General features: G+C 68.4%; 23 protein-coding genes and 1 tRNA gene. 16 read left to right on the top strand and 8 right to left on the bottom strand.

All coding sequences use genetic code 11. From position 1 onward, the window contains the following. Positions 1 to 86: 86 nt before the first annotated feature. Together rutA and LC039_RS12405 are read right to left on the bottom strand one after the other, a co-directional pair. Positions 87 to 1,166 (bottom strand): pyrimidine utilization protein A, encoded by a 1,080-nt coding sequence (gene rutA / locus LC039_RS12410; protein ID WP_226624624.1) that lies wholly within the window; start codon positions 1,164 to 1,166, stop codon positions 87 to 89. 188 nt (positions 1,167 to 1,354) lie between these two features. Continuing rightward, the gene (locus LC039_RS12405; protein ID WP_226624622.1) at positions 1,355 to 2,107 is read right to left on the bottom strand and encodes a GntR family transcriptional regulator; all 753 of its coding nucleotides are present in this window, start codon (positions 2,105 to 2,107) and stop codon (positions 1,355 to 1,357) included. 115 nt (positions 2,108 to 2,222) lie between these two features. Between LC039_RS12405 and LC039_RS12400 the strand changes: the two genes are divergently transcribed. From LC039_RS12400 to pheT, 5 genes are all read left to right on the top strand, one after another. Beyond that, positions 2,223 to 3,461 (top strand): MFS transporter, encoded by a 1,239-nt coding sequence (locus LC039_RS12400; RefSeq protein WP_226624620.1) that lies wholly within the window; start codon positions 2,223 to 2,225, stop codon positions 3,459 to 3,461. A 407-nt stretch (positions 3,462 to 3,868) separates the two neighbouring features. Continuing rightward, complete coding sequence (locus LC039_RS12395) at positions 3,869 to 4,069, top strand: hypothetical protein (protein WP_226624618.1); 201 nt, start codon at positions 3,869 to 3,871, stop codon at positions 4,067 to 4,069. Next, the gene (locus tag LC039_RS12390; RefSeq protein ID WP_226624616.1) at positions 4,066 to 5,424 is read left to right on the top strand and encodes an amidase; all 1,359 of its coding nucleotides are present in this window, start codon (positions 4,066 to 4,068) and stop codon (positions 5,422 to 5,424) included. Before LC039_RS12395 ends, LC039_RS12390 begins: the two co-directional genes overlap by 4 nt. Before the next feature lie 19 nt (positions 5,425 to 5,443). Then, positions 5,444 to 6,049 carry a malonic semialdehyde reductase gene (locus LC039_RS12385; protein WP_226624614.1) on the top strand — a complete coding sequence of 202 codons (606 nt, stop codon included), beginning with the start codon at positions 5,444 to 5,446 and terminating at the stop codon, positions 6,047 to 6,049. Between the two features lie 233 nt (positions 6,050 to 6,282). Then, the gene (gene pheT, locus LC039_RS12380) at positions 6,283 to 8,679 is read left to right on the top strand and encodes a phenylalanine--tRNA ligase subunit beta (RefSeq protein WP_226624612.1); all 2,397 of its coding nucleotides are present in this window, start codon (positions 6,283 to 6,285) and stop codon (positions 8,677 to 8,679) included. A gap of 180 nt (positions 8,680 to 8,859) precedes the next feature. Here pheT and LC039_RS12375 read toward each other — a convergent pair whose 3' ends face one another. The 3 genes from LC039_RS12375 to LC039_RS12365 form a co-directional block, all read right to left on the bottom strand. Continuing rightward, positions 8,860 to 9,120 (bottom strand): hypothetical protein, encoded by a 261-nt coding sequence (locus LC039_RS12375; RefSeq protein WP_226624610.1) that lies wholly within the window; start codon positions 9,118 to 9,120, stop codon positions 8,860 to 8,862. Positions 9,121 to 9,182: 62 nt separating this feature from the next. Next, a complete protein-coding gene (locus LC039_RS12370; protein ID WP_226624605.1) occupies positions 9,183 to 9,524 on the bottom strand; it encodes a carboxymuconolactone decarboxylase family protein in 342 nt (113 codons plus the stop codon). Between the two features lie 158 nt (positions 9,525 to 9,682). Next, positions 9,683 to 11,371, bottom strand: coding sequence for an acyl-CoA dehydrogenase family protein (locus LC039_RS12365; RefSeq protein ID WP_226624603.1), 1,689 nt, complete (start codon positions 11,369 to 11,371; stop codon positions 9,683 to 9,685). A 146-nt stretch (positions 11,372 to 11,517) separates the two neighbouring features. On the opposite strand from LC039_RS12365, the gene LC039_RS12360 reads away from it, so the two are divergent. Further along, positions 11,518 to 12,288, top strand: coding sequence for a sulfite exporter TauE/SafE family protein (locus tag LC039_RS12360; protein ID WP_226624601.1), 771 nt, complete (start codon positions 11,518 to 11,520; stop codon positions 12,286 to 12,288). Positions 12,289 to 12,400: 112 nt separating this feature from the next. On the opposite strand, the gene LC039_RS12355 is transcribed toward LC039_RS12360, so the two are convergent. Continuing rightward, positions 12,401 to 12,826 carry a PPC domain-containing DNA-binding protein gene (locus tag LC039_RS12355; RefSeq protein WP_226624599.1) on the bottom strand — a complete coding sequence of 142 codons (426 nt, stop codon included), beginning with the start codon at positions 12,824 to 12,826 and terminating at the stop codon, positions 12,401 to 12,403. A gap of 67 nt (positions 12,827 to 12,893) precedes the next feature. Then, positions 12,894 to 13,535, bottom strand: coding sequence for an alpha/beta hydrolase (locus LC039_RS12350; RefSeq protein ID WP_226624594.1), 642 nt, complete (start codon positions 13,533 to 13,535; stop codon positions 12,894 to 12,896). Between the two features lie 183 nt (positions 13,536 to 13,718). Here LC039_RS12350 and LC039_RS12345 point away from each other — a divergent pair, with 183 nt between their 5' ends. The 10 genes from LC039_RS12345 (at position 13,719) to LC039_RS12300 (ending at position 19,865) form a co-directional block, all read left to right on the top strand. After that, positions 13,719 to 13,910: a DUF3329 domain-containing protein gene (locus LC039_RS12345; RefSeq protein WP_226624592.1), complete on the top strand. Its 192-nt coding sequence runs from the start codon at positions 13,719 to 13,721 to the stop codon at positions 13,908 to 13,910. 112 nt (positions 13,911 to 14,022) lie between these two features. Next, positions 14,023 to 14,098: transfer RNA gene (locus LC039_RS12340), tRNA-Trp, on the top strand. Between the two features lie 258 nt (positions 14,099 to 14,356). Next, a complete protein-coding gene (locus tag LC039_RS12335; protein WP_226624590.1) occupies positions 14,357 to 15,157 on the top strand; it encodes a transporter in 801 nt (266 codons plus the stop codon). A 199-nt stretch (positions 15,158 to 15,356) separates the two neighbouring features. Beyond that, on the top strand, positions 15,357 to 16,190 hold the full coding sequence (locus LC039_RS12330) for a UDP-2,3-diacylglucosamine diphosphatase (protein WP_226624588.1): 834 nt from the start codon (positions 15,357 to 15,359) through the stop codon (positions 16,188 to 16,190). Further along, a complete protein-coding gene (locus LC039_RS12325; RefSeq protein WP_226624586.1) occupies positions 16,190 to 17,359 on the top strand; it encodes a ceramide glucosyltransferase in 1,170 nt (389 codons plus the stop codon). The genes LC039_RS12330 and LC039_RS12325 overlap by 1 nt, the downstream gene beginning before the upstream one ends. A 4-nt stretch (positions 17,360 to 17,363) precedes the next feature. Further along, entirely contained in the window at positions 17,364 to 17,960 is a 597-nt protein-coding gene (locus LC039_RS12320) for a DedA family protein (protein ID WP_226624584.1), read from the top strand. After that, a complete protein-coding gene (locus LC039_RS12315; RefSeq protein WP_226624582.1) occupies positions 17,957 to 18,658 on the top strand; it encodes a glycosyltransferase family 2 protein in 702 nt (233 codons plus the stop codon). Before LC039_RS12320 ends, LC039_RS12315 begins: the two co-directional genes overlap by 4 nt. A gap of 47 nt (positions 18,659 to 18,705) precedes the next feature. Continuing rightward, entirely contained in the window at positions 18,706 to 19,311 is a 606-nt protein-coding gene (locus LC039_RS12310; protein WP_226624581.1) for a CDP-alcohol phosphatidyltransferase family protein, read from the top strand. 108 nt (positions 19,312 to 19,419) lie between these two features. Beyond that, on the top strand, positions 19,420 to 19,623 hold the full coding sequence (locus LC039_RS12305; RefSeq protein WP_226624580.1) for a DUF2892 domain-containing protein: 204 nt from the start codon (positions 19,420 to 19,422) through the stop codon (positions 19,621 to 19,623). Positions 19,624 to 19,706: 83 nt separating this feature from the next. Next, a complete protein-coding gene (locus LC039_RS12300) occupies positions 19,707 to 19,865 on the top strand; it encodes a hypothetical protein (protein WP_226624579.1) in 159 nt (52 codons plus the stop codon). A 113-nt stretch (positions 19,866 to 19,978) separates the two neighbouring features. Here the strand turns inward: LC039_RS12300 and LC039_RS12295 are convergent, their stop codons facing one another. Continuing rightward, a complete protein-coding gene (locus LC039_RS12295; protein WP_066104551.1) occupies positions 19,979 to 20,185 on the bottom strand; it encodes a cold-shock protein in 207 nt (68 codons plus the stop codon). Positions 20,186 to 20,242 lie beyond the last annotated feature (57 nt).

The raw sequence follows: 20,242 nt of genomic DNA, 5'->3' as shown, positions 1-20,242 counted from the left end.
ATGTTTGTTTTATGGGGTGGGCGCGGCGGTCCCCGGAGGGAGCATAGGGGCCGCCGCGCCCGGTCAAGCTCAGAATGGGGCGCTGATCAGGCGGCCTTGAGCTTGTGGCTGCGCGACTGCATCAGCGGCTGGATATTCTCGCCGAAGGCATCCATGCCGAGCAGGAAGTCGTCGAAGGTCATCATGATGCCCTTCACGCCTTCGACCGCGGCGGCCTCGTCGAGCATCTTGGCGACCGTGGCGTAGGAACCGACCAGCGTGCCCATGTTGAAGTTCACCGCGCCCTCGGGCACCGCCATGTGCTTGGCGGTCGAGGTGCCGTCGCGGCCCTCGTCGACGTTGGACTGGTCGATGAGCCACTTCAGCGCGCCCATGTCGGCCATGTCGTGATACTTCTGCCACTTCGCCATCGCCGCCTCGTCGGTCTCGTCGGCGATCACCATGAACAGCACGTAGGCCCCTACGTCGCGGCCGGATTCCTTGCCCGCCTCAACCAGGATCTTGGCGTTGTCGGCAAAGGCCGTGGGCGTGTTGATGCCCGCGCCGAGGATGAAGTTGTAGTCGGCGTATTCGGCCGCGAACTTCATGCCGCGCGGGCTCATGCCGGCGGCGACGATCTCCACATCGCCCTGCGGCGGCGGCGAGAGCTTGCAGTCGGCCATGGTGAAATGCTCGCCCTTGAAGTCCGAGCTGCCCTGGCCCCAAAGATCCTTCATCACCTGCACGTATTCGGTGGCGTAGTCGTAGCGGTAGCCGAACCACTCGTTGCCCGGCCAGAGGCCCATCTGGCTGTATTCGCCCTCGGCCCAGCCGGTCACGATGTTGATGCCGAAGCGGCCCGGCGCGATCGAGCTGATCGTCGAGGCCATGCGCGCCACGATGGCGGGCGGCAGGGTGAGGATGGCGGTCGAGGCGAAGAGCTTGATTTCCGAGGTCACGGCGGCGAGGCCGGCCATCAGGGTGAAGCTTTCCAGCGCGTGGTCCCAGAACTCGGTCTTGCCGCCGAAGCCACGGAACTTGACCATCGAGAGCGCGAATTCCAGCCCGTAGCTCTCGGCCTTCTGCACCACCTGCTTGTTGAGGTCGAAGCTCGCCATGTACTGCGGCGAGCCTTCGGAGATCAGCCACCCGTTGTTCGCGATCGGGATGAAGACACCCATATCCATGTGAATTCTCCTGCTGGACGTTTCGTTTTTGTATGTCCGAACTTAGTCCGGCTGCCTTGTGGCTGGTCCAGAGGGGAATTTGGAAAAGTCCGGACTTTTGCGAGGCGTCCGGGCCATTGATGATTTTCTGTGCAGATGCGCCGTGGGCTGGCCTTCGCTTGGGCAGCGCGCAAGCCCCCGCCCTTGGCTCACTCGGCGGAGAGATTCGTGCGATAGGCGAAGGCGTCGTCGGGCGAGGTCTGGATCGCGTATTCCAGCAGTCGCCCGCCCGAGGCGAGGTACCGCCGAGTGATGCGCAGGCCGATCGTGCCCTCGGGCCGGTTCATCGCATGGCAGACCTCTGGCGAGATCTGCACTGCGCGGATCTCCTGCTGGATTTCCTCAATCCGCTCGCCAGTACGCTGCTCGATGAGCTGGAACAGCGAAGACCGCAGCTCGGTCATCTCGGCCACCACTTCCTGCGCGATCGGGTCTAGGTAGACCTCGTTCCAGCAAAAAGGCGTAGGTTCGCCGATGAAGTGACGCGGTCCGGCCATGTAGATCAGCCGTTTCCCGGGGCGACAGCCGATCTCGGCCGCGGTTTTCCCGCGCACTTCGCGCCGCTCCTTCTGCTGGATGAAGAACTCGCTCTGGCTGGCGAATTCGAACAGGTCGTCGCGCGAATCGTTGCGGAAGCGGTCGCGCCAGTCGGGCTTGGCGGCCTCGACCCGCGTGCCCACGCCCTTGCGGGCCGCCAGCATGCCGCGCTTGCGCAGCTGCGCGATGGCCTGGCGCACCGTGTGGCGGCTGACGCCGAGCTGCACGGCAAGCTCTGCCTCGGGCGGAAGCAGGCTGCCCACGGCGCGCTCGCCGGAAACGATCTGGCGCTCCAGCCGGTGCGCAACCTGCAGGTAAAGCGGGGTAGACGTGCCCGGATCCTGGTCGATGTCCTGCTCTGTCATCATCGCTTTCGCCCCTCGGTGTCGATCCCATTCTTGCTAATAAGTACGGACTTATCTAGATATAGCATCCGACACCCTCCTACTCGCCTTCCACTCAAGTCCGGACTTTACGCGAATGAGCGACAGCTTGTCGACCCAGGGCGCCCCGATCGCGCCGAGCCTTTGGATCAAGCCGCTGGCGATCATGACGCTGGTGCAGGTGGCGGCCACCTGCAGCATCCTCGCGCTGACCGCCCTGGCGCCGGAGGCCGCCGCCAGCCTCGGCATCGGCGCGCATTGGATCGGCTACCAGATCAGCCTGATCTACTTCGCGGGCATGTTCGCCTCGGCCTTCGCGGGGGGCGTGGTCGAAACCCTGCGCGCCGAGCGGGTGATCCGGCTGGAACTGGCGATCTTCGTGCTCGGCCTGCTGATGCTGGCCAGCGCGGTGCCCGTGCTAATGGTGCTGGCGTCGCTGCTTTTCGGCATCGGCTACGGGCTCAACAACCCGGCCTCCTCGGTCATCCTGCACCGCACCACGCCGCGCCCGCGCCAGAGCCTCGTCTTCTCGATCAAGCAAAGCGGCGTGCCGCTGGGGGCGGTGGTGGCCAACGTGCTGCTGCCCGCGCTGGCGGTGGCGCTCGGCGCGGGATGGCAGAGCGCGCTGGTGCTGGCGGCGGTGCCGCCGGCGCTGCTGCTGCTCTGGTCGCTGCTCGTCGACCGGCCCGAGCCGACCCAGCGCGGCGTTGCCACCGAGGGCGTCTGGCGCCGCATGCTGCGCGAGCAACAGGCGATCCTGTCGAACCCGCGCCTGCGCACGCTGGCGCTGCTCGGGTGCCTCTACTCGGCGCTGCAGCTCATCGCTACGGCCTTCATCGTCGTGATGCTGGTCGCGCATGGCTGGACGCTGGTGGCGGCGGGCAGCGTGGCGGCGGCGTCGCAGATGCTCGGCGCCATCGGCCGCGTCGCCTGGGGCGTGGCGGCGGACCGTCTCGGCGGCTTCCGGACGCTGAGCATCATCGGTTTCATCGCCGGGTGCATTCTCTTCTCGCTGAACTGGATTGGCATCTTCCCGGCACCGCTGCAGGTGATGCTGCTGGCCGGGCTCGGCGGCGTCGCCTCTGGCTGGAACGGCGTCTTCCTCGCCGCCGCGGCGCGCACCGCGCCCAAGGGCAAGGTCGGCGCCAACACCGGCGCCCTGCTGGTCTATACCTTTGTCGGGGTGATCCTCGGGCCGAGCTGCTTTGCCTTCATCTACGGGCTGGTCGGCGACTACGGGCTCGGCTTCACGCTGTTCTCCTCTGTGGGCTTCCTCGGAGCGGCGCTGTCCTGGGGACAGATGCGGGCGCAGGCCCGCGACGTGGCGTCCGCATAAGTCCGGCGTAGAAGGCTGGGGCCTCGGTGGTCAGATTCCGGGCAATTGTGCACTTACTGCAAAATCCCGCGGTGGAGTCACACCCGACTCGTTGACACTAGTCTGAATAAGTCCGGACAATGTTCGTGTCGCTTCGTCCAGCGAACACGTCACATGGCATCGGCCCCGGAAACAGCGCAGAAGATGAGAGCCCCAGTACACCCCCCAGCGGCAGACCTCCCGCGCTCCTGCCCGCGACCATTTTCTCATCACGCCACGCGCGGATGCGGTCACCGGCTGGGCAGAGCGCGTCCCGCCGCCGCATTCCTCCCCGCGTCCCCTTTTCCCCGCCGCGCTGCCGGATCAGCAGATACCCCCAAGCCCCCATCAGTCAGCCGCCCCGGAGCCGCTGGGAAAGGACCCCGAACATGGAACAGGAGCTGACCGCCCTTCTGGGCCGCGCCCCCTCCGAGGGTGAGCGCGCCATCGCGCAGGATCAACGCGCCCGGGTCGAGGCTGACATCTTCGCCAACCCGCTGCTCGCGCTGCCTGGCGACGGCCCGCTGCGCCCCTCGGGACGCTGCGGCGCGCTGGCGGCCACCGATCCCTTTGCGGAGGGCGCCGCATGAGCGGGGTGACCATCGCCGGCCTCCTTTCGCGCCTCGAGTCGGGCGAGACCACCGCCACCGCGCTGCTCACGGAACTGCAGTCCCGGATCACCACCCGCGGCACGCTCTCGCCGTTCCAGCGTCTGGAATGGGAGCGCGCCTATGAGCAGGCCGTTCTCTCGGACCGCGCCCGGCGCGAGGGCAAGCCGCTGGGACCGCTCGCCGGCGTGCCCATGGCGCATAAGGACATGTTCGACCGCAAGGGATCGACCGTCGGCTTCGGCGGCCACCCGTCCGCGCGCAAGACCGCGACCGGCACCGCGACGGTGCTGGAGCGGCTCGATGCGGCGGGGGCGGTGGACTTCGGCCGCCTGCAGATGTCGGAGTTCGCCATGGGGCCGACCGGGCAGAACCATCACCACGGCATGCCCGAGAACCCGGCGGTGCCGGGCGGCGTGCCCGGCGGTTCCTCGAGCGGCTCGGGCGTGGCGGTCGGCATGAGGCTGGTGCCCGCGGCGCTCGGCTCGGACACCGGCGGTTCGATCCGCGTGCCCGCGGCCTGCAACGGCGTGGTCGGCTTCAAGCCCGGCCTCGGCCTCGTGCCGCTCACCGGAGCCATGCCGCTGAGCTGGACGCAGGACACCGTCGGCCCGCTCGCCGCCTCCGTCGACTGCGCGCGCCGCGTGCTCTCGGTGATCTCGGGCGGCAGGACACGGGCGCAGGCCGAGCCCCCGCGCAAGCTGCGCATCGCCTTCGACCGCGGCGGCTTCGTCGAGGGCATCTCGGACCGGATGCGCACCGCGCTCGCCGAGACCCGGGGCGCGCTGGCGGGGCAGGGGCATGACCTCGTCTCGCTCGACATGGGGTATTTCTCGGACCTCACCGAACCCGCCAATGTCATTGCCATCGCCGAGGCCGCCACGGTGCACGCCGACCGGCTGCGCGACTGCCCCGAGACCTACGGCACCCAGGTGCGCGCGCGGCTCGCGCAGGCGGCGGGCATCTCCGCCCAGGCCTACCTGCGCGCCCGGCAGATCCGCGAGATCGCCATGGCGCGCACCGCCGAGGAGATTTTCGGGGCCGCCGACCTGGTGATCCTGCCCGGCCTCGCCGACGTGGCGCCGCAGGCCGAGGTGCTGGTCCATGCAGAGGGCACCGAGATCGCCCGGATGATCTCCGGCATGACCGGCTTCACCCGCCCCGGCTCGATCCTCGGCCTGCCGGTGCTCTCGCTGCCGGTCGCCTGGACCTCGGACGGCCCGCTCAGCCTCCAGATCATGGGGCCGCGCGGGTCGGAGGACCTGATCGCCGATCTCGCGCAAACCCTTGAAATCTCGCGCCAGCCGGTGGAAGCCGCGCTGGCGGAACCCGCTTGAAGACTGAAAGGCACGACAGATGAAAGACCTCCTCCCCACCGGCGCGCTCGATGCAACGGCGCTCGACACGCTGTTTCTTGAAGCCCGCAGCCAGAACGCCTGGCAGGACAAGGACATCCCCGAGGATATCCTCGAGCAGCTCTACGACCTGGTGAAGATGGGCCCGACCTCGGCCAACTGCTCGCCGGCGCGTTTCGTCTTCATCCGCAGCCAGGAGGCCAAGGAGAAGCTCTCGCCGGCGCTCTCCAGCGGCAACCGCGAGAAGACTATGACCGCCCCGGTCACCGTCATCGTGTGCCAGGACATGGAGTTCTACGAGAAGCTCGGCGAGCTCTTCCCGCATGTGGACGCCAAGCCCTGGTTCACCGGCTCCGAGGCGATGATCACCGAGACCGCCTTCCGCAACTCCTCGCTGCAGGGCGGCTACCTGATGCTGGCGGCGCGCGCGCTCGGCCTCGACTGCGGCCCGATGTCCGGCTTCGATGCCAAGCTGGTCGAAGAGACCTTCCTTGCCGGCACCACCTGGAAGGTGAACTTCATGGTCAACCTCGGCTACGGCGAGCCCTCGAAGGTCTTCGACCGCCTGCCGCGCCTCAAGATGGAAGACGCCTGCAAGGTGCTCTGAGCCGCACTCTTCCAGCGCGCCCGGCGGACAGGCTGCCGCCGGGCCTTTCGATTCTTCTTCTCTTTCCCAATACGCCGGCCCACTACGCCGGGGTGAATTGGCCGCAGGCCAAGAGGGGCAGCGCCCCTGCTTTCCTTGGCCCCGGGACGTCGCTCCCTCGGGCCAACCCCCTTTCCCCTCCCGCCTCATTCCGCTAAGGACCGGACCCAAGCGAAACCAAGCCGGGCCGAGAGATGAAATTCACGCTTTCCTGGTTGAAAGACCACCTCGACACCTCCGCCACGGTGGAGGAAATCACCGAGGCACTGACCGATCTGGGACTGGAAGTCGAAGGGGTCGAGAACCCCGCCGACCGCCTGTCGGCCTTTACCATCGGCAAGGTGCTCAAGGCCGAGAAGCACCCCGACGCCGACAAGCTGCGCGTCTGCACGGTGATGACCGATGAAGGCGAGAGCCAGATCATCTGCGGCGCGCCCAACGCGCGCGAGGGGATCACCGTGGTCGTGGCCAAGCCCGGCACCTACGTGCCCGGCATCGACACCACCATCCAGGTCGGCAAAATCCGCGGCATCGAGAGCTTCGGCATGATGTGCTCCGAGCGCGAGATGGAGCTGTCTGAGGAGCATGACGGTATCATCGAGCTGCCCTCGGGCGAAGTCGGCGAGACCTTCGTCGACTGGCTGGCGGCGAACGATCCGGCCAAGGTCGATCCGGTGATCGAGATCGCCATCACCCCGAACCGCCCCGACGCGCTTGGCGTGCATGGCATTGCCCGCGATCTCGCGGCGCGCGGCCTCGGTACGCTGAAGCCGCTGCCCGAAGTCACCGTGCCCGGCAGTTTCGCCTCGCCGATCAACGTCACCATCGACGAAGACACGCTGGACGACTGCCCGGTGTTCTACGGCCGCGTCATCCGCGGCGTGAAGAACGGCCCCTCGCCGCAATGGCTGCAGGACCGGCTGAAGGCCATCGGCCTGCGCCCGATCAGCTTCCTCGTCGACGTGACCAACTATTTCACCTTCGACCGCAACCGCCCGCTGCACGTCTTCGACGCCGGCAAGGTGTCGGGCGACCTGCGCGTGCACCGCGCCAAGGGTGGCGAGACGCTGGAGGCGCTGGACGAGCGCAGCTACACGCTTGAGCCGGGCATGGTGGTGATTTCGGCCGGCGACACCGTCGAAAGCCTCGGCGGCGTGATGGGCGGCGAGCCCACTGGCGTCTCGGAGGGAACCGTCGACGTCTTCCTCGAGGCGGCGTACTTCGAAACCGTCCGCACCGCCTACACGGGCCGCGCGCTGAAGATCAATTCCGACGCCCGCTACCGCTTCGAGCGCGGCATCGACCCGGCCTCGGCAGCCCCGGGCATCGAGGCGGCCACCGCGATGATCCTCGAGATCGCCGGCGGCGAGGCCTCGGAAGTCATCGTCGCAGGTGCCACCCCCGACGTGAGCCGCGCCTACAAGCTCGACACCGACCGGGTGATCAGCCTCGTCGGCATGGAGATCCCGGCGGACGAGCAGCGCGCCACGCTGACCGCCCTCGGCTTCACCTTCGACGGCGACATGGCCAATGTCCCGAGCTGGCGCCCCGACGTGATGGGCGAGGCGGATCTGGTGGAAGAGGTGGCTCGCGTTGCCTCTCTCACCAAGCTGCAGGGCCAGCCGATGCGCCGCACCCAGCCGGGCGTGCCGAAGCCGATCCTCTCGCCGATGCAGAAGCGCGAGCAAATCGCCCGCCGCACCACGGCGGAGCTCGGCTACAACGAATGTGTGACCTACAGCTTCATCGACCAGGCCGCGGCCGAGATCTTCGGCGGCGGCACCGATGCGACCATGCTGGCGAACCCGATCAGCTCCGAGATGAGCCACATGCGCCCCTCGCTGCTGCCGGGCCTGCTGCAGGCGGCGGCGCGCAACCAGGCGCGCGGCTTTGCCGACATGGCGCTCTTCGAATGCGGCCCGGCCTTCGCCGGCGGTGAGCCCGGAGAGCAGGCAACGCAGGTCTCCGGCATCCTCGTCGGCCGCACCGGTCCCAAGGACGTGCACGGTGCCTCGCGCCCCGTCGACGTCTTCGACGCCAAGGCCGATGCCGAGGCGATCCTCGCGGCCATGGGCGCGCCCGCCAAGATGCAGATCCTGCGCGGCGCCGAGGGCTGGTGGCACCCGGGCCGTCACGGCAAGCTCTGCCTCGGCCCGAAGAAGGTGCTGGGCGTCTTCGGCGAGCTGCACCCCAAGGTGCTGCAGGCGTTGAACGTGAAGGGCCCCGTCGTGGCCTTCACCCTCTACCCGCAGGACATCCCGCTGCCGCGCAACTCCGGCGGCGCGCGCCCGGCGCTGAAGCTCAATGACCTGCAGGCCGTCGAGCGTGACTTCGCCTTCGTGGTAAACGCCGATGTGGCGGCGCTGGACCTGGTCAACGCCGCGGCGGGCGCCGACAAGGCGCTGATCGAGGAGGTGCGCGTGTTCGACGAGTTCATCGGCGGCAGCCTCGGCGAGGGCAAGAAGTCGCTCGCCATCACCGTGCGCCTGCAGCCGAGCGACGCGACGCTGAAGGAAAAGGACATCGAGGCCGTGGCGGCGAAGATCGTCGCCAAGGTCGAGAAGGCCACCGGCGGCACGCTGCGCGGCTGATCCGCGTCCGAGAATGAAGAAGGCCCCGGCGGAGCGCTCCGCCGGGGCCTTTTCTTGTCCGGATGCCGGGGTGCGCCTCAGCCTCGCCAGAAACGCAGGATCTCGATGCGCAGCACGCGCATCAGGTCCCGCCAGCCCGAGCCGGGCCGCTGGAAAGGTTCTCGCACACGCCGCGGCACGTCAGTTCCGCGGGCGCGTCGGCGGGGTCAGCTCGTCGCCGCTCAGCACGCCGTCCCCGTTGCGGTCCATCCGGGCGAACATGGCGCGGGTGTTGGCCTCGAACTCGGTCTTGGTGACCTTGCCGTCGCCATTGGCATCCATCTGCTTGATCATGTCGCCGGGGCCCCGCCCGGGGCCGGCAGCGGGGCCGCCCTGCGGCTGGGCCGCGAGCGCGGTGGCGGAGAGGAGAAGGGCGGTCGCTGCTGCGATGAGGGGCTTCATGGGGCGTCCTTTCTTGCCTGAACTCCTCTGATACGCAGCCCGAACGCCTTTCCGTCGCAGGCTTAGCTCTCGGCGGTGAATTCGTCGTAGGCGGCGAGCGCCTTGGCGGCATACATCAGGCCCGGCCCGCCGCCCATCTGCACGGCCATGCCGCAGACATCGGCGATCTCCTCGCGGGTGGCGCCGAGGCGGACCAATGCGCTGACGTGGCTCAGGATGCAGGCGTCGCAGCGGATCGCGATGCCGATGCCGAGCGCCACGTATTCCTTCTGCTTGTGGTCCAGCGCGGCCTCGGCCGAGGCCGCCTTTTCCATCTCGACGAAACCGGCGAAGGTCTCGGGGATCGCCTTGCGCAGCTCGCGCAGTTCCTTGCGCTTGTCCGAGAGTTGTTCCTTGAACGACATATTGCTCTCCATGAATGTAATTGCGCCCTGATGACCACGCGGTTGGGGCCGCAGCCTTGATCCAGATCAGACAAGTGCAGGGTAGCGGGATTGCGCGTTCTGCAGAACGCAGAAGGCCCCGCGGGGCGGGGCCTGCATGCGCGTTGGAGGCGGGGCGCTCAGCCGAGAAGCCGCCGCGCGATCACCTGAGCCTGGATCTCCGCCGCTCCCTCGAAGATGTTGAGGATGCGCGCGTCGCACAGGATGCGGCTGATCGAGTACTCCAGCGCGAAACCGTTGCCGCCGTGGATCTGCAGGGCATTGTCGGCATTGGCCCAGGCCACGCGCGCGCCGAGCAGCTTGGCCATCCCGGCCTCGAGGTCGCAGCGGATGCCCTCGTCCTTCTCGCGGGCCGAGAAATAGGTGAGCTGGCGGGCGATCATGATCTCGACGGCCATCATCGCCAGCTTGCCCGAGACGCGCGGGAAGGCGATTAGCGACTTGCCGAACTGCTTGCGCTCCTGTGCGTAGCGCATGCCGACGTCGAGCGCCGATTGCGCCACGCCGATAGCGCGGGCGGCGGTCTGGATGCGGGCGCTTTCGAAGGTCTCCATGAGCTGCTTGAAGCCCTTGCCCTCTTCGCCGCCGAGCAGGTTCTCGCCCTTCACCTTGAAGCCGTCGAAGCCGAGCTCGAACTCCTTCATGCCGCGATAGCCGAGCACCTCGATCTCGCCGCCGGTCATGCCGGGGGTGGGGAAGGGGGTGTCGTCGTCGCCGGGGGTCTTCTCGGCGAGGAACATCGACAGGCCCTTGTAGTTGTCGCTGCCGGGATCGGTGCGGGCGAGCAGGGTCATCACATGGGCGCGTGCGGCATGGGTGATCCAGGTCTTGTTGCCGGTGATGGTGTAATCGCCGTTCTCGTCCTTCACCGCGCGGGTGCGCAGGGAGCCGAGGTCCGAGCCGGTGTTGGGCTCGGTGAAGACCGCCGTGGGGAGCGTCTCGCCGCTGGCAATGCGGGGTAGCCATTTCGCCTTCTGCTCTTCGGTGCCCCCCGCGATGATCAGCTCCGCGGCGATCTCGGACCGGGTGCCGAGGCTGCCGACACCGATATAGCCGCGCGACAGCTCTTCGGAGACGACGCACATGGACGCCTTTGACAGGCCGAAACCGCCGAAGTCCTCGGGGATGGTCAGGCCGAAGACGCCCATCTCCGCCAGTTCCTCGATCACCTCCATCGGGATGTAGTCGTCCTTGAGATGCCACTCGTGGGCGAAGGGCTCGACCTTCTCGACGGCGTAGCGGCGGAACTGCTCGCGGATCATCTCGAGCTCGTCGTCGAGGCCGGTGCGGCCGACGGTGATCTCGGCGGCACGCTCTTCCATCAGCGCAACAAGACGGCTGCGGGCGGTCTGGGAATTGCCGCGCGCGGCAAGGGTGACCGCGGCACCTTCCTGCAGCGGGGCGGCGGCAGAGGCGGGCAGGCCGAGATCGGTCAGGCGCACCATCTCGCCCTGGTTCATCTGGATGCCGCCGGCGATCTGGCTGAGGTACTCGCCGAAGGCGATCTGCAGCAGCAACTGCTCGACCTCGCCAAAGGTGCCCTCGGCCGTCAGCCGCTCGGCCCAGCCGTGCATCTGGCGCAGCGACTCGGCGTAGGTGGCAAGCCATGCAAGGCCGTGGGCGGCGAACTGGTGCTCTTCGATCAGCTTGCCCGAGACGAGGCCATCCTCCTCGACCTGCGCGCGAACGGCGGTGCGGGCCGCTTCGAAGACCTGCTCCACCGGGGCCAGTGCCGCGCCGGTCAGCGCCAGAAGATCCCCCAGCACGATGCCGTTTTCCACCATGCCACCCTGTCCGTCATGAGCCATGAATCGCCTCCTCCTGTGCCAGGGACCGGCATAGCGATTTTGCAGTCGCAGCGCAACAAAAATACCCAAAGTGCAATATAATGGTTTGCAATATTACCCGGAAGATTACGGCTGTTCGGCGGATCACCCCATGATATGAGCGCTTTATGGATGCACTCTTCACCCTCGTCTCGCCGCCCATGCTGGCGCTCGCCTTCGCCGTCGCAGCACTGGCCGGGCTGGTCAAGGGCATGGTCGGCTTCGCCATGCCGATGATCATGATCTCGGGGCTGGGCTCGGTGGTCTCGCCCGAGCTGGCGCTCGCCGGGCTGATCCTGCCGACGGTGGCGACCAATGCGCTGCAAGCCTTCGGCGAGGGACCGCGCGCGGCCTGGGAGACGGTGAAGCGCTTCAAGGTCTTCCTGGTCGTCGCCTTCATCATGCTGGCGCTTTCGGCGCAGCTCGTGCGGGTGCTGCCGGTGCAGGTGCTGCTGGCGATGATCGGCGGGCCGGTCTTCCTCTTCTGCCTGATGCAGCTGGCGGGCTGGCGGCCGAACCTGCCGAACGGATCGACCCCGGCGCTCGAGGCGACGGTGGGCGGGGTGGCCGGCTTCATCGGCGGCATGTCCGGGGTCTGGGGGCCGCCCTTCGTGGCCTATCTGACGGCGATCGGTACCGAGAAGCGCGACCAGATCCGGGTGCAGGGCGTGGCCTACGGGCTGGGCGCGATCTCGCTGGTTGCGGCGCACACGGTGTCGGGCGTGTTCAACGCGCAGACGGCGCCCTTCTCCGCGGCGCTGCTGATCCCGGCGATGGCGGGCATGTGGCTGGGCCGGCGCGTCCACGACCGCATCGACCAGGCGATGTTCCGCAAGCTGACCCTGGTCGTGCTGCTGGTGGCGGCGCTGAACCTGTTGCGGCGGGCCTTCTTCGGCTGACCGGTTGCGGGACGCCCGCGGCCGGTGCGCAGACGGGGGCGCTGCCCCCGACCGCCTGCGGCGGTCTCCCCCGGGATATTTCTGCCTAGGCGAAAGGGCGGGCCCTGCGCCTCTAGTCGAAGAGCAGTTCGGGGTAGCCGGTGCGCGGATCGACCATGCGGCGGAAATGCACCGGCGCGAGGCCGATCACCACCTCGGCGGTGGTGCGCACGACGGAGCCCTCGAGCAGGTGCCCGCCGAGCATGGACCCCTTCGAATCCGATACGGCGACATGCAGGTGCGGGCCATTGTCCGAGAAGGTGCCTGAGAGCGAGACGATCTCCAGCGTGACCTCCAGCGAGAGCGGCGCATCGAGGCCGGCGGGCCGCAGGCAGACCCTGGAGAGGCTTCCGACGCAGGCCACGACGAAGCCCGCGTGCTCGCGCTCGGCTGCGAAGGCCCGGTCGAGCGTGGCGCGCAGGTCGTCGCCCGGCAGCAGGCGCAGGGCGAGAAAGCGCGTCGCGGCGCCGGGCCAGAGGGTCTTCAACGCGGGGTCCATGCGGACAACTATGCCACAGCGCTGCAGACTTCCCTACATTCTTCGCGCAGCGCGTGCATTCTGGGCGTCAGGTCGCGCCTTGCGGGAGCCAGTCGGCGGCAATGTTCAGGTCGGCCTGGCTGAGGCCGTGACCGGTCGGCAGGGCCCGCGAATCGAGCCGGGCGCCCGCGCCTTTCAGCCAGTCCACCAGCGCGGGGGCGTGGCCGCCATAGGGATCTGCCTGGCCGGAGATCGCCAGCACTTCCGTTCCCGACAGATCGACCTCGGGCAGATCTTCGAGCACCAGCATCGGGCGCAGCAGGATGGCGCGGCGCAGCAGGCCGGGGTGCAACGCCATCAGCGCGGCGGCGAAATTGGCGCCGTTGGAATACCCCAGCACGGTCAGCCGCGCGGGGTCGACGCCCTGGCTTTCCAGCAGGTCCGGCAGGAACGCCGCGAACGCCGCGGCCTCGTCGCGGATGCTGTCCTGGTCGAAGCGGGCCATCTCGAGGCGGCGGAACCAGCGGTTGACCCCCTCGTCGCTGGCGCGGCCGCGCACGCCGAGCAGCGTGGCGCGCGGCGCCAGCGCCTGGCCCAGCGGCAGCAGGTCGCTCTCGGTGCCGCCGGTGCCATGCAGGAGCAGGATGGCGGAACCGTCGGGCTCGGCCGGGCGGTGGACGCGGTGGTGGAACGCATTGCCCGAGGGCGGCGTCTCGGTGCGAGGGGACATGGCGGGTCTCCGGGATCGTTGCGGCATCTTGTCTGCCCGAGATAGGTAGGGCAGGCGGGGCCGTCTTCCCGCATCGGCGCGGGGCACCTGTTCATCTGCGCAGGGTGCGGTGCATGGTGCGCTCCGGCGTGCCTTGCGGTCCGGTTGCTGCTAGGAAAGGCAAAACCCGAGGCAGGAGTTCCCATGTTCGACTTTTCGCACCCCTTCTATCGCCCGCTCTGGCTGCGCATCGCGATCACCCTCGTCTGCCTCGGCTGGGGCGTGATGGAGCTGCTCATCGGATCGCCCGGCTGGATGGTCGTCGGCTTCGGATTCGGCGCGATCTGCGCCTACAAGCTGCTGCTGACCTACGAGCCGCCGGCCGAGGGCGAGTGATGCAAGCGGGCCGCGGTCGGGCCGGGAGTTCGGGGCATCGCGAGGGAAGCCGATTTTCACGCGGTTCCCCTGTTGACCATGCTCTCAGAACCTTCTAGAGAGCGCCGTACACAGGGGTATAGCTCAGCTGGTAGAGCGACGGTCTCCAAAACCGTAGGTCGCGGGTTCGAACCCTGCTGCCCCTGCCAAGCACCCAAGACGGGGTGCAGGTCCTTCACGACATTCCAAATCCGTTGAGTCAGCTTGGCTCGCTGCGAATCGCACACCGGTTTCTGCGCTGCGCCGGCGCCCTATTGCGTGGTCGCGGCGTTGCGAAATTGCCTGCTTTCCGCCGCGTAATAGATGTACCCGGAAAAGTTGTTTCGCTGGCCGGGCGATTTCGCCTAGGCTTCTGAAAAGTGTGTTCATCAAGCCTTTTCCGCATGACTTTTCATTGGAGCGCTATCATGACCCATTTTCCCCGAGTGGCGGCGGTCGGCACTGCCGCGGCACTGCTTGCAAGCCCAGCCCTGGCACAAGCCCCGTCGGATGCGGCGGATCTCCAGAAGCAGCTCTCGAACCCGGTGGCCTCGCTGATCTCCGTGCCCTTCCAGTTCAACTTCGATGACAACATCGGGCCGGACGACAAGGGCGAGCGCTGGACGATGAACATCCAGCCGGTCATCCCCTTCGATCTCGGCGGCGGCTGGAACCTGATCTCGCGCACGATCGTGCCCGTCGTGTCGCAATACAACCTGCCTTCGGAGGGCGAGGATGACTGGGGGCTGGGCGACACCACGCAGAGCTTCTTCTTCTCGCCGACGCCGAGCCCGGGCGGTCTGATCTGGGGTGTAGGTCCGGCCTTCCTGTTCCCGACAGCCACCGAGGACAACCTCGGGCTCGATACCTTCGCCGCGGGTGTGACCGGCGTGGTTCTCAAGCAGAGCGGCCCCTGGACGCTGGGCGTGCTCGCCAACCACCTGTGGGACTGGGACGGGCCGGTGGAGATCGATACGACCTTCACCCAGCCGTTCATGGCCTATGCCTACGACAACGGCTGGACCGCGACGCTGCAGGCCGAGTGGACGCATGACTGGGTCAACGACACCGACTCGGCGCCGATCGGGTTGCTGGCCTCCAAGCTGACCAACATCGGCGGCACGCCGGTGAGCTGGCAGGGCGGGGTGCGCTACTACGCCGACTCCGCGCCGAACGGTCCCGAGGGCTGGGGCGCGCGCTTCGGCGTGACGCTGCTCTTCCCCAAGTGAGGCGCCGGGCGCTGCCCGGCCACCCAGCGGGCCGGGCGTATCTTGCTGCGGTGATCCATCGAGAAGTATGGGAAAGAACAGGAATTTCTGGCTGAGCGGGAACCTTTGGCGCCCGATTCACGTTCTCGCGGATGCAGCGTCACACTGACGATACATCGAGACGCCATAAGGCGGGCGAACAGTGAAGGAACATGCCCGGATGCCGACCTTTTCCGATGCCCTGAACGCTCGCAAGCCTTACCGCAGCCTGTTCATTTCCGACCTGCACCTAGGCGCGCGCGCCTGCCGCGCCGCACCCATCCTAGAGTTCCTGCGCGGCGTCGACGCCGAGACCATCTACCTCGTCGGCGACATCTTCGACCTGTGGCACGGCGGGCGCCTACACTGGGCCGCGGCGCATGACGCGATCATGGCCGAGCTGCGGGCACGGGCGACGGCGGGCACGCGGGTCGTCTACCTGCCGGGCAACCACGATGCGACGATGCGCGATCCGGGCGCGGCGATCGAGGGCTGGGAGCTGCGCGAGGCGGTGATCCACACCGCGGCGGACGGGCGGCGCTACCTGGTGCTGCACGGCGACCAATGCGATCCGCGCATCCTGCGCTGGCATTTCATGACCCGTCTTGGCAGCCGCGCCGATGCGCTGCTGCGCCAGCTCGACGGCTACCTGCGCCGCCGCGCCGGGCTCACCGAATGGGAGCAGAGCTTCGTCGACCGGGTGCTTGCAGGGGCCAACACCCTGCTGGCGATGGGCGACGGGTTCGAGCGCAAGCTGACCAAGCTTGCGGGGGCTGCCGGGGCCATGGGGGTGATCTGCGGCCATTCGCACAAGCCCGGCCTGCGCCGGCACAACGGCGTCGTCTATGCCAATTGCGGCGATTGGGTCGACAGCCTGACCGCGCTGGCCGAGGATTTCGACGGCGAGATGCGCCTGCTCAGCTACGAGCGTGCGACCGCGACCGCCGCCGCGCCGCGCCCGGCGGCAGCGGCCCGCCCGGTCGAGGGCAAGGCCGTGGCAGAGGGGGCGCTATAATGTTGCTGGCCTGTCTGCTGCTCGTCCTGGTGCCGCTGGCTCTCCATCTCGCCAGCGCCGCGCTGGCCGGTTGGCGCTATGTCACCCCCGGTCCGCAGCCGGAGGCGCGCGCGCTGCCCTTCCTGTCGCTGATCCGCCCGGTCTGCGGGCTCGATGCCTTCGACGAGGAGACGCTGCGCTCGTCCTTCCGGCAGGCCTATCCCGCCTACGAGGTGATCTTCTGCGCCGCCCGCGAGGACGATGCCGCGGTGCCGCTGGTGCGTCGATTGATCGCCGAGCACCCGCATGTGCCCGCGCAGCTGTTGATCGGCGAAACCCGGCTGACCGGCAACCCCAAGCTCAACAACCTCGTCAAGGGCGTTGCTGCGGCGCAGAGCGATGCGCTGGTGATGACCGACAGCAACCTGCTGCTCGACCGCGACTACCTGCGCCGGCTGGCGGCGACATGGCGCGGCGACACCGGCCTCGTCTCGGCCCCGCCCGCGGGCAGCCGTCCGGGCAACTTCTGGGGCGCGGTGGAATGCGCCTTCCTCAACAGCTCGCAGGGCCGCTGGCAGCTCGCGGCGGACAGCCTCGGGTTCGGCTTCGCGCAGGGCAAGACGCTGTTCTGGAAACGCGCGGTGCTGGACGCGGGCGGCGGGTTCGAGGCGCTGGGGCGCAACCTTGCCGAAGACGTGGCCTCGACCAAGCTGGTGCGCGCGCAGGGGTTGAAAGTGCGGCTGGCGCGGCGGCTCTTTGCCCAGCCGATCGGGCGGCGCGAAGCGCGGGCGGTCTGGGACCGCCAACTCCGCTGGTCGCGGGTGCGGCGCGACGGCTTTCCCGGTCTCTTCATCGGGGAAATCGCCCAGGGCCCGCTGCTGCCGCTGCTCGGCCTGACCGGGCTGGCCCTCATAGGCGCGGCAAGCGCCTGGACGCTGCCGCTGCTGGCCTGCCTGTGGTACGCTGCGGAATGGGCCCTGTGCCGCGTGGCGGGCTGGCCTGCCGGGCTGCGCGATCTCGCGGCCATGCTGGTGCGCGACCTCTTGCTTCCGGCGATCTGGGTTGCCACATGGGCGGGGCGCGGCATCTCCTGGCGCGGGACGGACATGGCGCCCGAGACGGCCTCCCAGGCGACCCGGGGGACGGCTCCGGACCGCCGGGCGCGGGCGGCTGCGGGGCCAGCGGAGTAGAGCCTTGATCGGACTGGAAACGGTAACTGCCCTCATCGCCAAGGAAGGTCTGGCGATCCTCGCGCCCATCGCCTTGCTCGAGGGGCCGATCGTCACGGTGATCGCCGCCTGGCTCGCGAGCCGGGGGCTGCTGGACATCTGGAGCGTCACGCTCGTGGTGATCGCCGCGGATATCGCGGGTGACATGCTCTACTACGCCATCGGGCGCTGGGGGCTGAACCGGCTGCCGCAGAGCTGGCTGATGAAGATGGGGCTCAATCGCGCGCGGCTTGCCGCGCTGGCCGGGCACTTCCACCACAAGGGCGGGCGCACGCTGGTGATCGGCAAGATCACCCATAGCGCCGGTGCGCCGATCCTCGTGGCGGCGGGGCTGGCGCGCATGTCCATCTGGCGCTTCTTCTGGGTCAACACGCTGGCCACCATCCCCAAGAGCCTGTTCTTCGTCGCGCTCGGCTACACGCTGGGCTCGGCCTACAGCCAGATCGACAACTGGATCGCCCGCGCCTCGCTGGTGCTGCTGGGCGGGCTGGTGCTCTTCGGCGTGGGCTGGGTGCTGCGCCGAAGCGTGAAGACGGGCCTCAGGATGGGGGGCAAGCCATGACGACCTGCGCACTCAGCTGCATCATCCCCGCCTTCAACGAGGCGCCGCGCATTGCCGCGGTGCTGGCGGCGGTGCTGGACCACCCGCTGATCGGCGAGGTGGTGGTGGTCGACGACGGCTCGTCGGACGGCACAGCCGAGGTGGCCGAGGCCGCGGGACAGGGGCACGGCAAGCTGCGGGTGCTGCGCCAGCCGCGCAACGGCGGCAAGACCCGCGCTGTGGCGCGCGGCATCTCCGAGGCACGCGGCACCCATGTGCTGCTGCTCGACAGCGATCTCATCGGGCTGGGGGAGGGGCACCTCTCGGCGCTGGCCGGGCCGGTGCTCGAGGGGCGCGCCGATGCGGCCATGAGCCTGCGCCGCAACGCGCCGCTGCTGTGGCGGGCCATCGGCATCGACTACATCTCCGGCGAGCGGGTGATGCCCCGTGCCGTGCTGGCCGCGCAGCTCGATGCGCTGCACACCCTGCCGCGCTTCGGGCTCGAGGTCTTCATGAACCGGCTGTGGATCGACGCCGGGTTGCGCGTCGCCGTGGTGCGCTGGCCCGAGGTCGAGAGCCCGTGGAAACACGACAAGCGGGGTGGCTGGATCGAGGGGCTGCGCGCCGACCTGTCGATGATGGGCGACATCTTCCGCACCGTTCCACCGAGCGAGACGCTGCGGCAGGTGCTGACGCTTCGGGCGCGGCGCATCACCTGAGCGGAGCGGCTTGAACGCCGGGGCAAGCCGGTCCAAGACTTGCCGCCATGATAGACGCTTACCTCCTGCCGCTGCAGCGCCGCCTGCTGCATCCCGTCGCCCGCGCGCTGCATGAGCGCGGCATCAGGGCCGACTGGGTCACGCTGGCGGGCTTTGCCTGCGGTCTCGCCGGGGCCGGGGCGGCGGCCTGCGGCGCTCCCGGGCTGGCGCTGGCGGGGCTGGTGGCGAACCGTGTGGCCGACGGGCTCGACGGCGAGATCGCGCGGCGAGCCGGGCCGACCGACCGCGGCGCCTTTCTCGATATCGCGCTCGACTTCCTGTTCTACGCGCTCTTCCCGCTCGGCTTCGCGCTGGCCGATCCGCAGGCCAATGCGCTGGCCGCCGCGGCGCTGATCGCCAGTTTCATCGGCACCGGCTCGTCCTTCCTGGCCTTTTCGCTGATCGCCGAGCGGCGCGGGATGGCGGCGGCGGACTACCCCAGCAAGGGTATCTACTACCTCGGCGGGCTGACCGAGGGGGCGGAGACCATCGCGCTCTTCGTCGCCATCTGCCTCTTTCCCGCGGCCTTCGTGCCGCTGGCCTGGGGGTTCGCGGCGGCCTGCGCGGTGACGACGTCAACGCGATTGCTCGCCGGCTGGCGCCTGTTCCGCTGAACCGAGCAGCTCATTGAATTCTGAATATTGAATGTGATGGCGCGCGCGCCTACATTTCTCTCAGCGGGGTGCCGAGGGGGCATCCGGAGGTCTGAAGGAGTGCAGAACATGACACTGGACCGTGCCGTAATGCTGTTTGCCGGGGTGATGGTGCTGCTGAGCGTGGCGCTCACCGTCTGGGTGTCGCCCTATTGGGTCTGGTTCACCGTGTTCATCGGGCTGAACCTGATGCAATCGGCGATAACCGGCTTCTGCCCGGCGGCGATCGTCTTCCGCAAGCTCGGGGTCAAGAGCGGCAACGCCTTCTCCTGACGGTGGCGCGGAACCGGCAGGGGGCGCGAGGGGTTTCCTAGGCAAGCCCCGCACGGGGCATTTTACCTGACCCGGAGGACCCCATGTCCCTTGCAAACATCATACGTCGCGCGGCGTCGAGCTATGCCGCGAGCCAGACCCGCAGCAACCGGCCGATCCGCCGTCGCCCGGTGAAGCGCAGTCACAGCCAGAAGTTGCGGATGGCGCAGAGCGCGCTGCGCGAAGTGCAGCGCCGGCTCTGAGCTGGCCCTGCCAGCCACACTGCGCAAGAAACCACACTGCGCAAGCAAAAGGGGCGGTCCCAGACGGGCCGCCCCTTCGCTGTGCGGGGGAGATCCCCCGCGAAATCCGGTGCTCAGGCGAGCTGGATGTTCACGGCGCTTTCGCGGCCGTCACGGCCTGCCTGCAGCTCGTAGGTCACTTTCTGGTTGTCGGCGAGGCCGGTGAGGCCCGAACGCTCGACTGCAGAGATGTGGACGAAGACGTCCTTGGAGCCGCCATCGGGAGCGATGAAGCCATAACCCTTGGTGGTGTTGAACCACTTCACGGTACCAGTTGCCATGGGATAAACCCCTTCCTGTCTATGTGCTGCCCACGGAACTGCGGCAGCCCGGCGTAG

Origin of the sequence: Alloyangia pacifica (assembly GCF_020524285.1) — a bacterium.
Taxonomy (GTDB): Bacteria; Pseudomonadota; Alphaproteobacteria; order Rhodobacterales; family Rhodobacteraceae; genus Salipiger; species Salipiger pacificus_B.
Note: the sequence above shows the minus strand (reverse complement) of the source record. Positions and strands in the feature narration are given on the sequence as shown.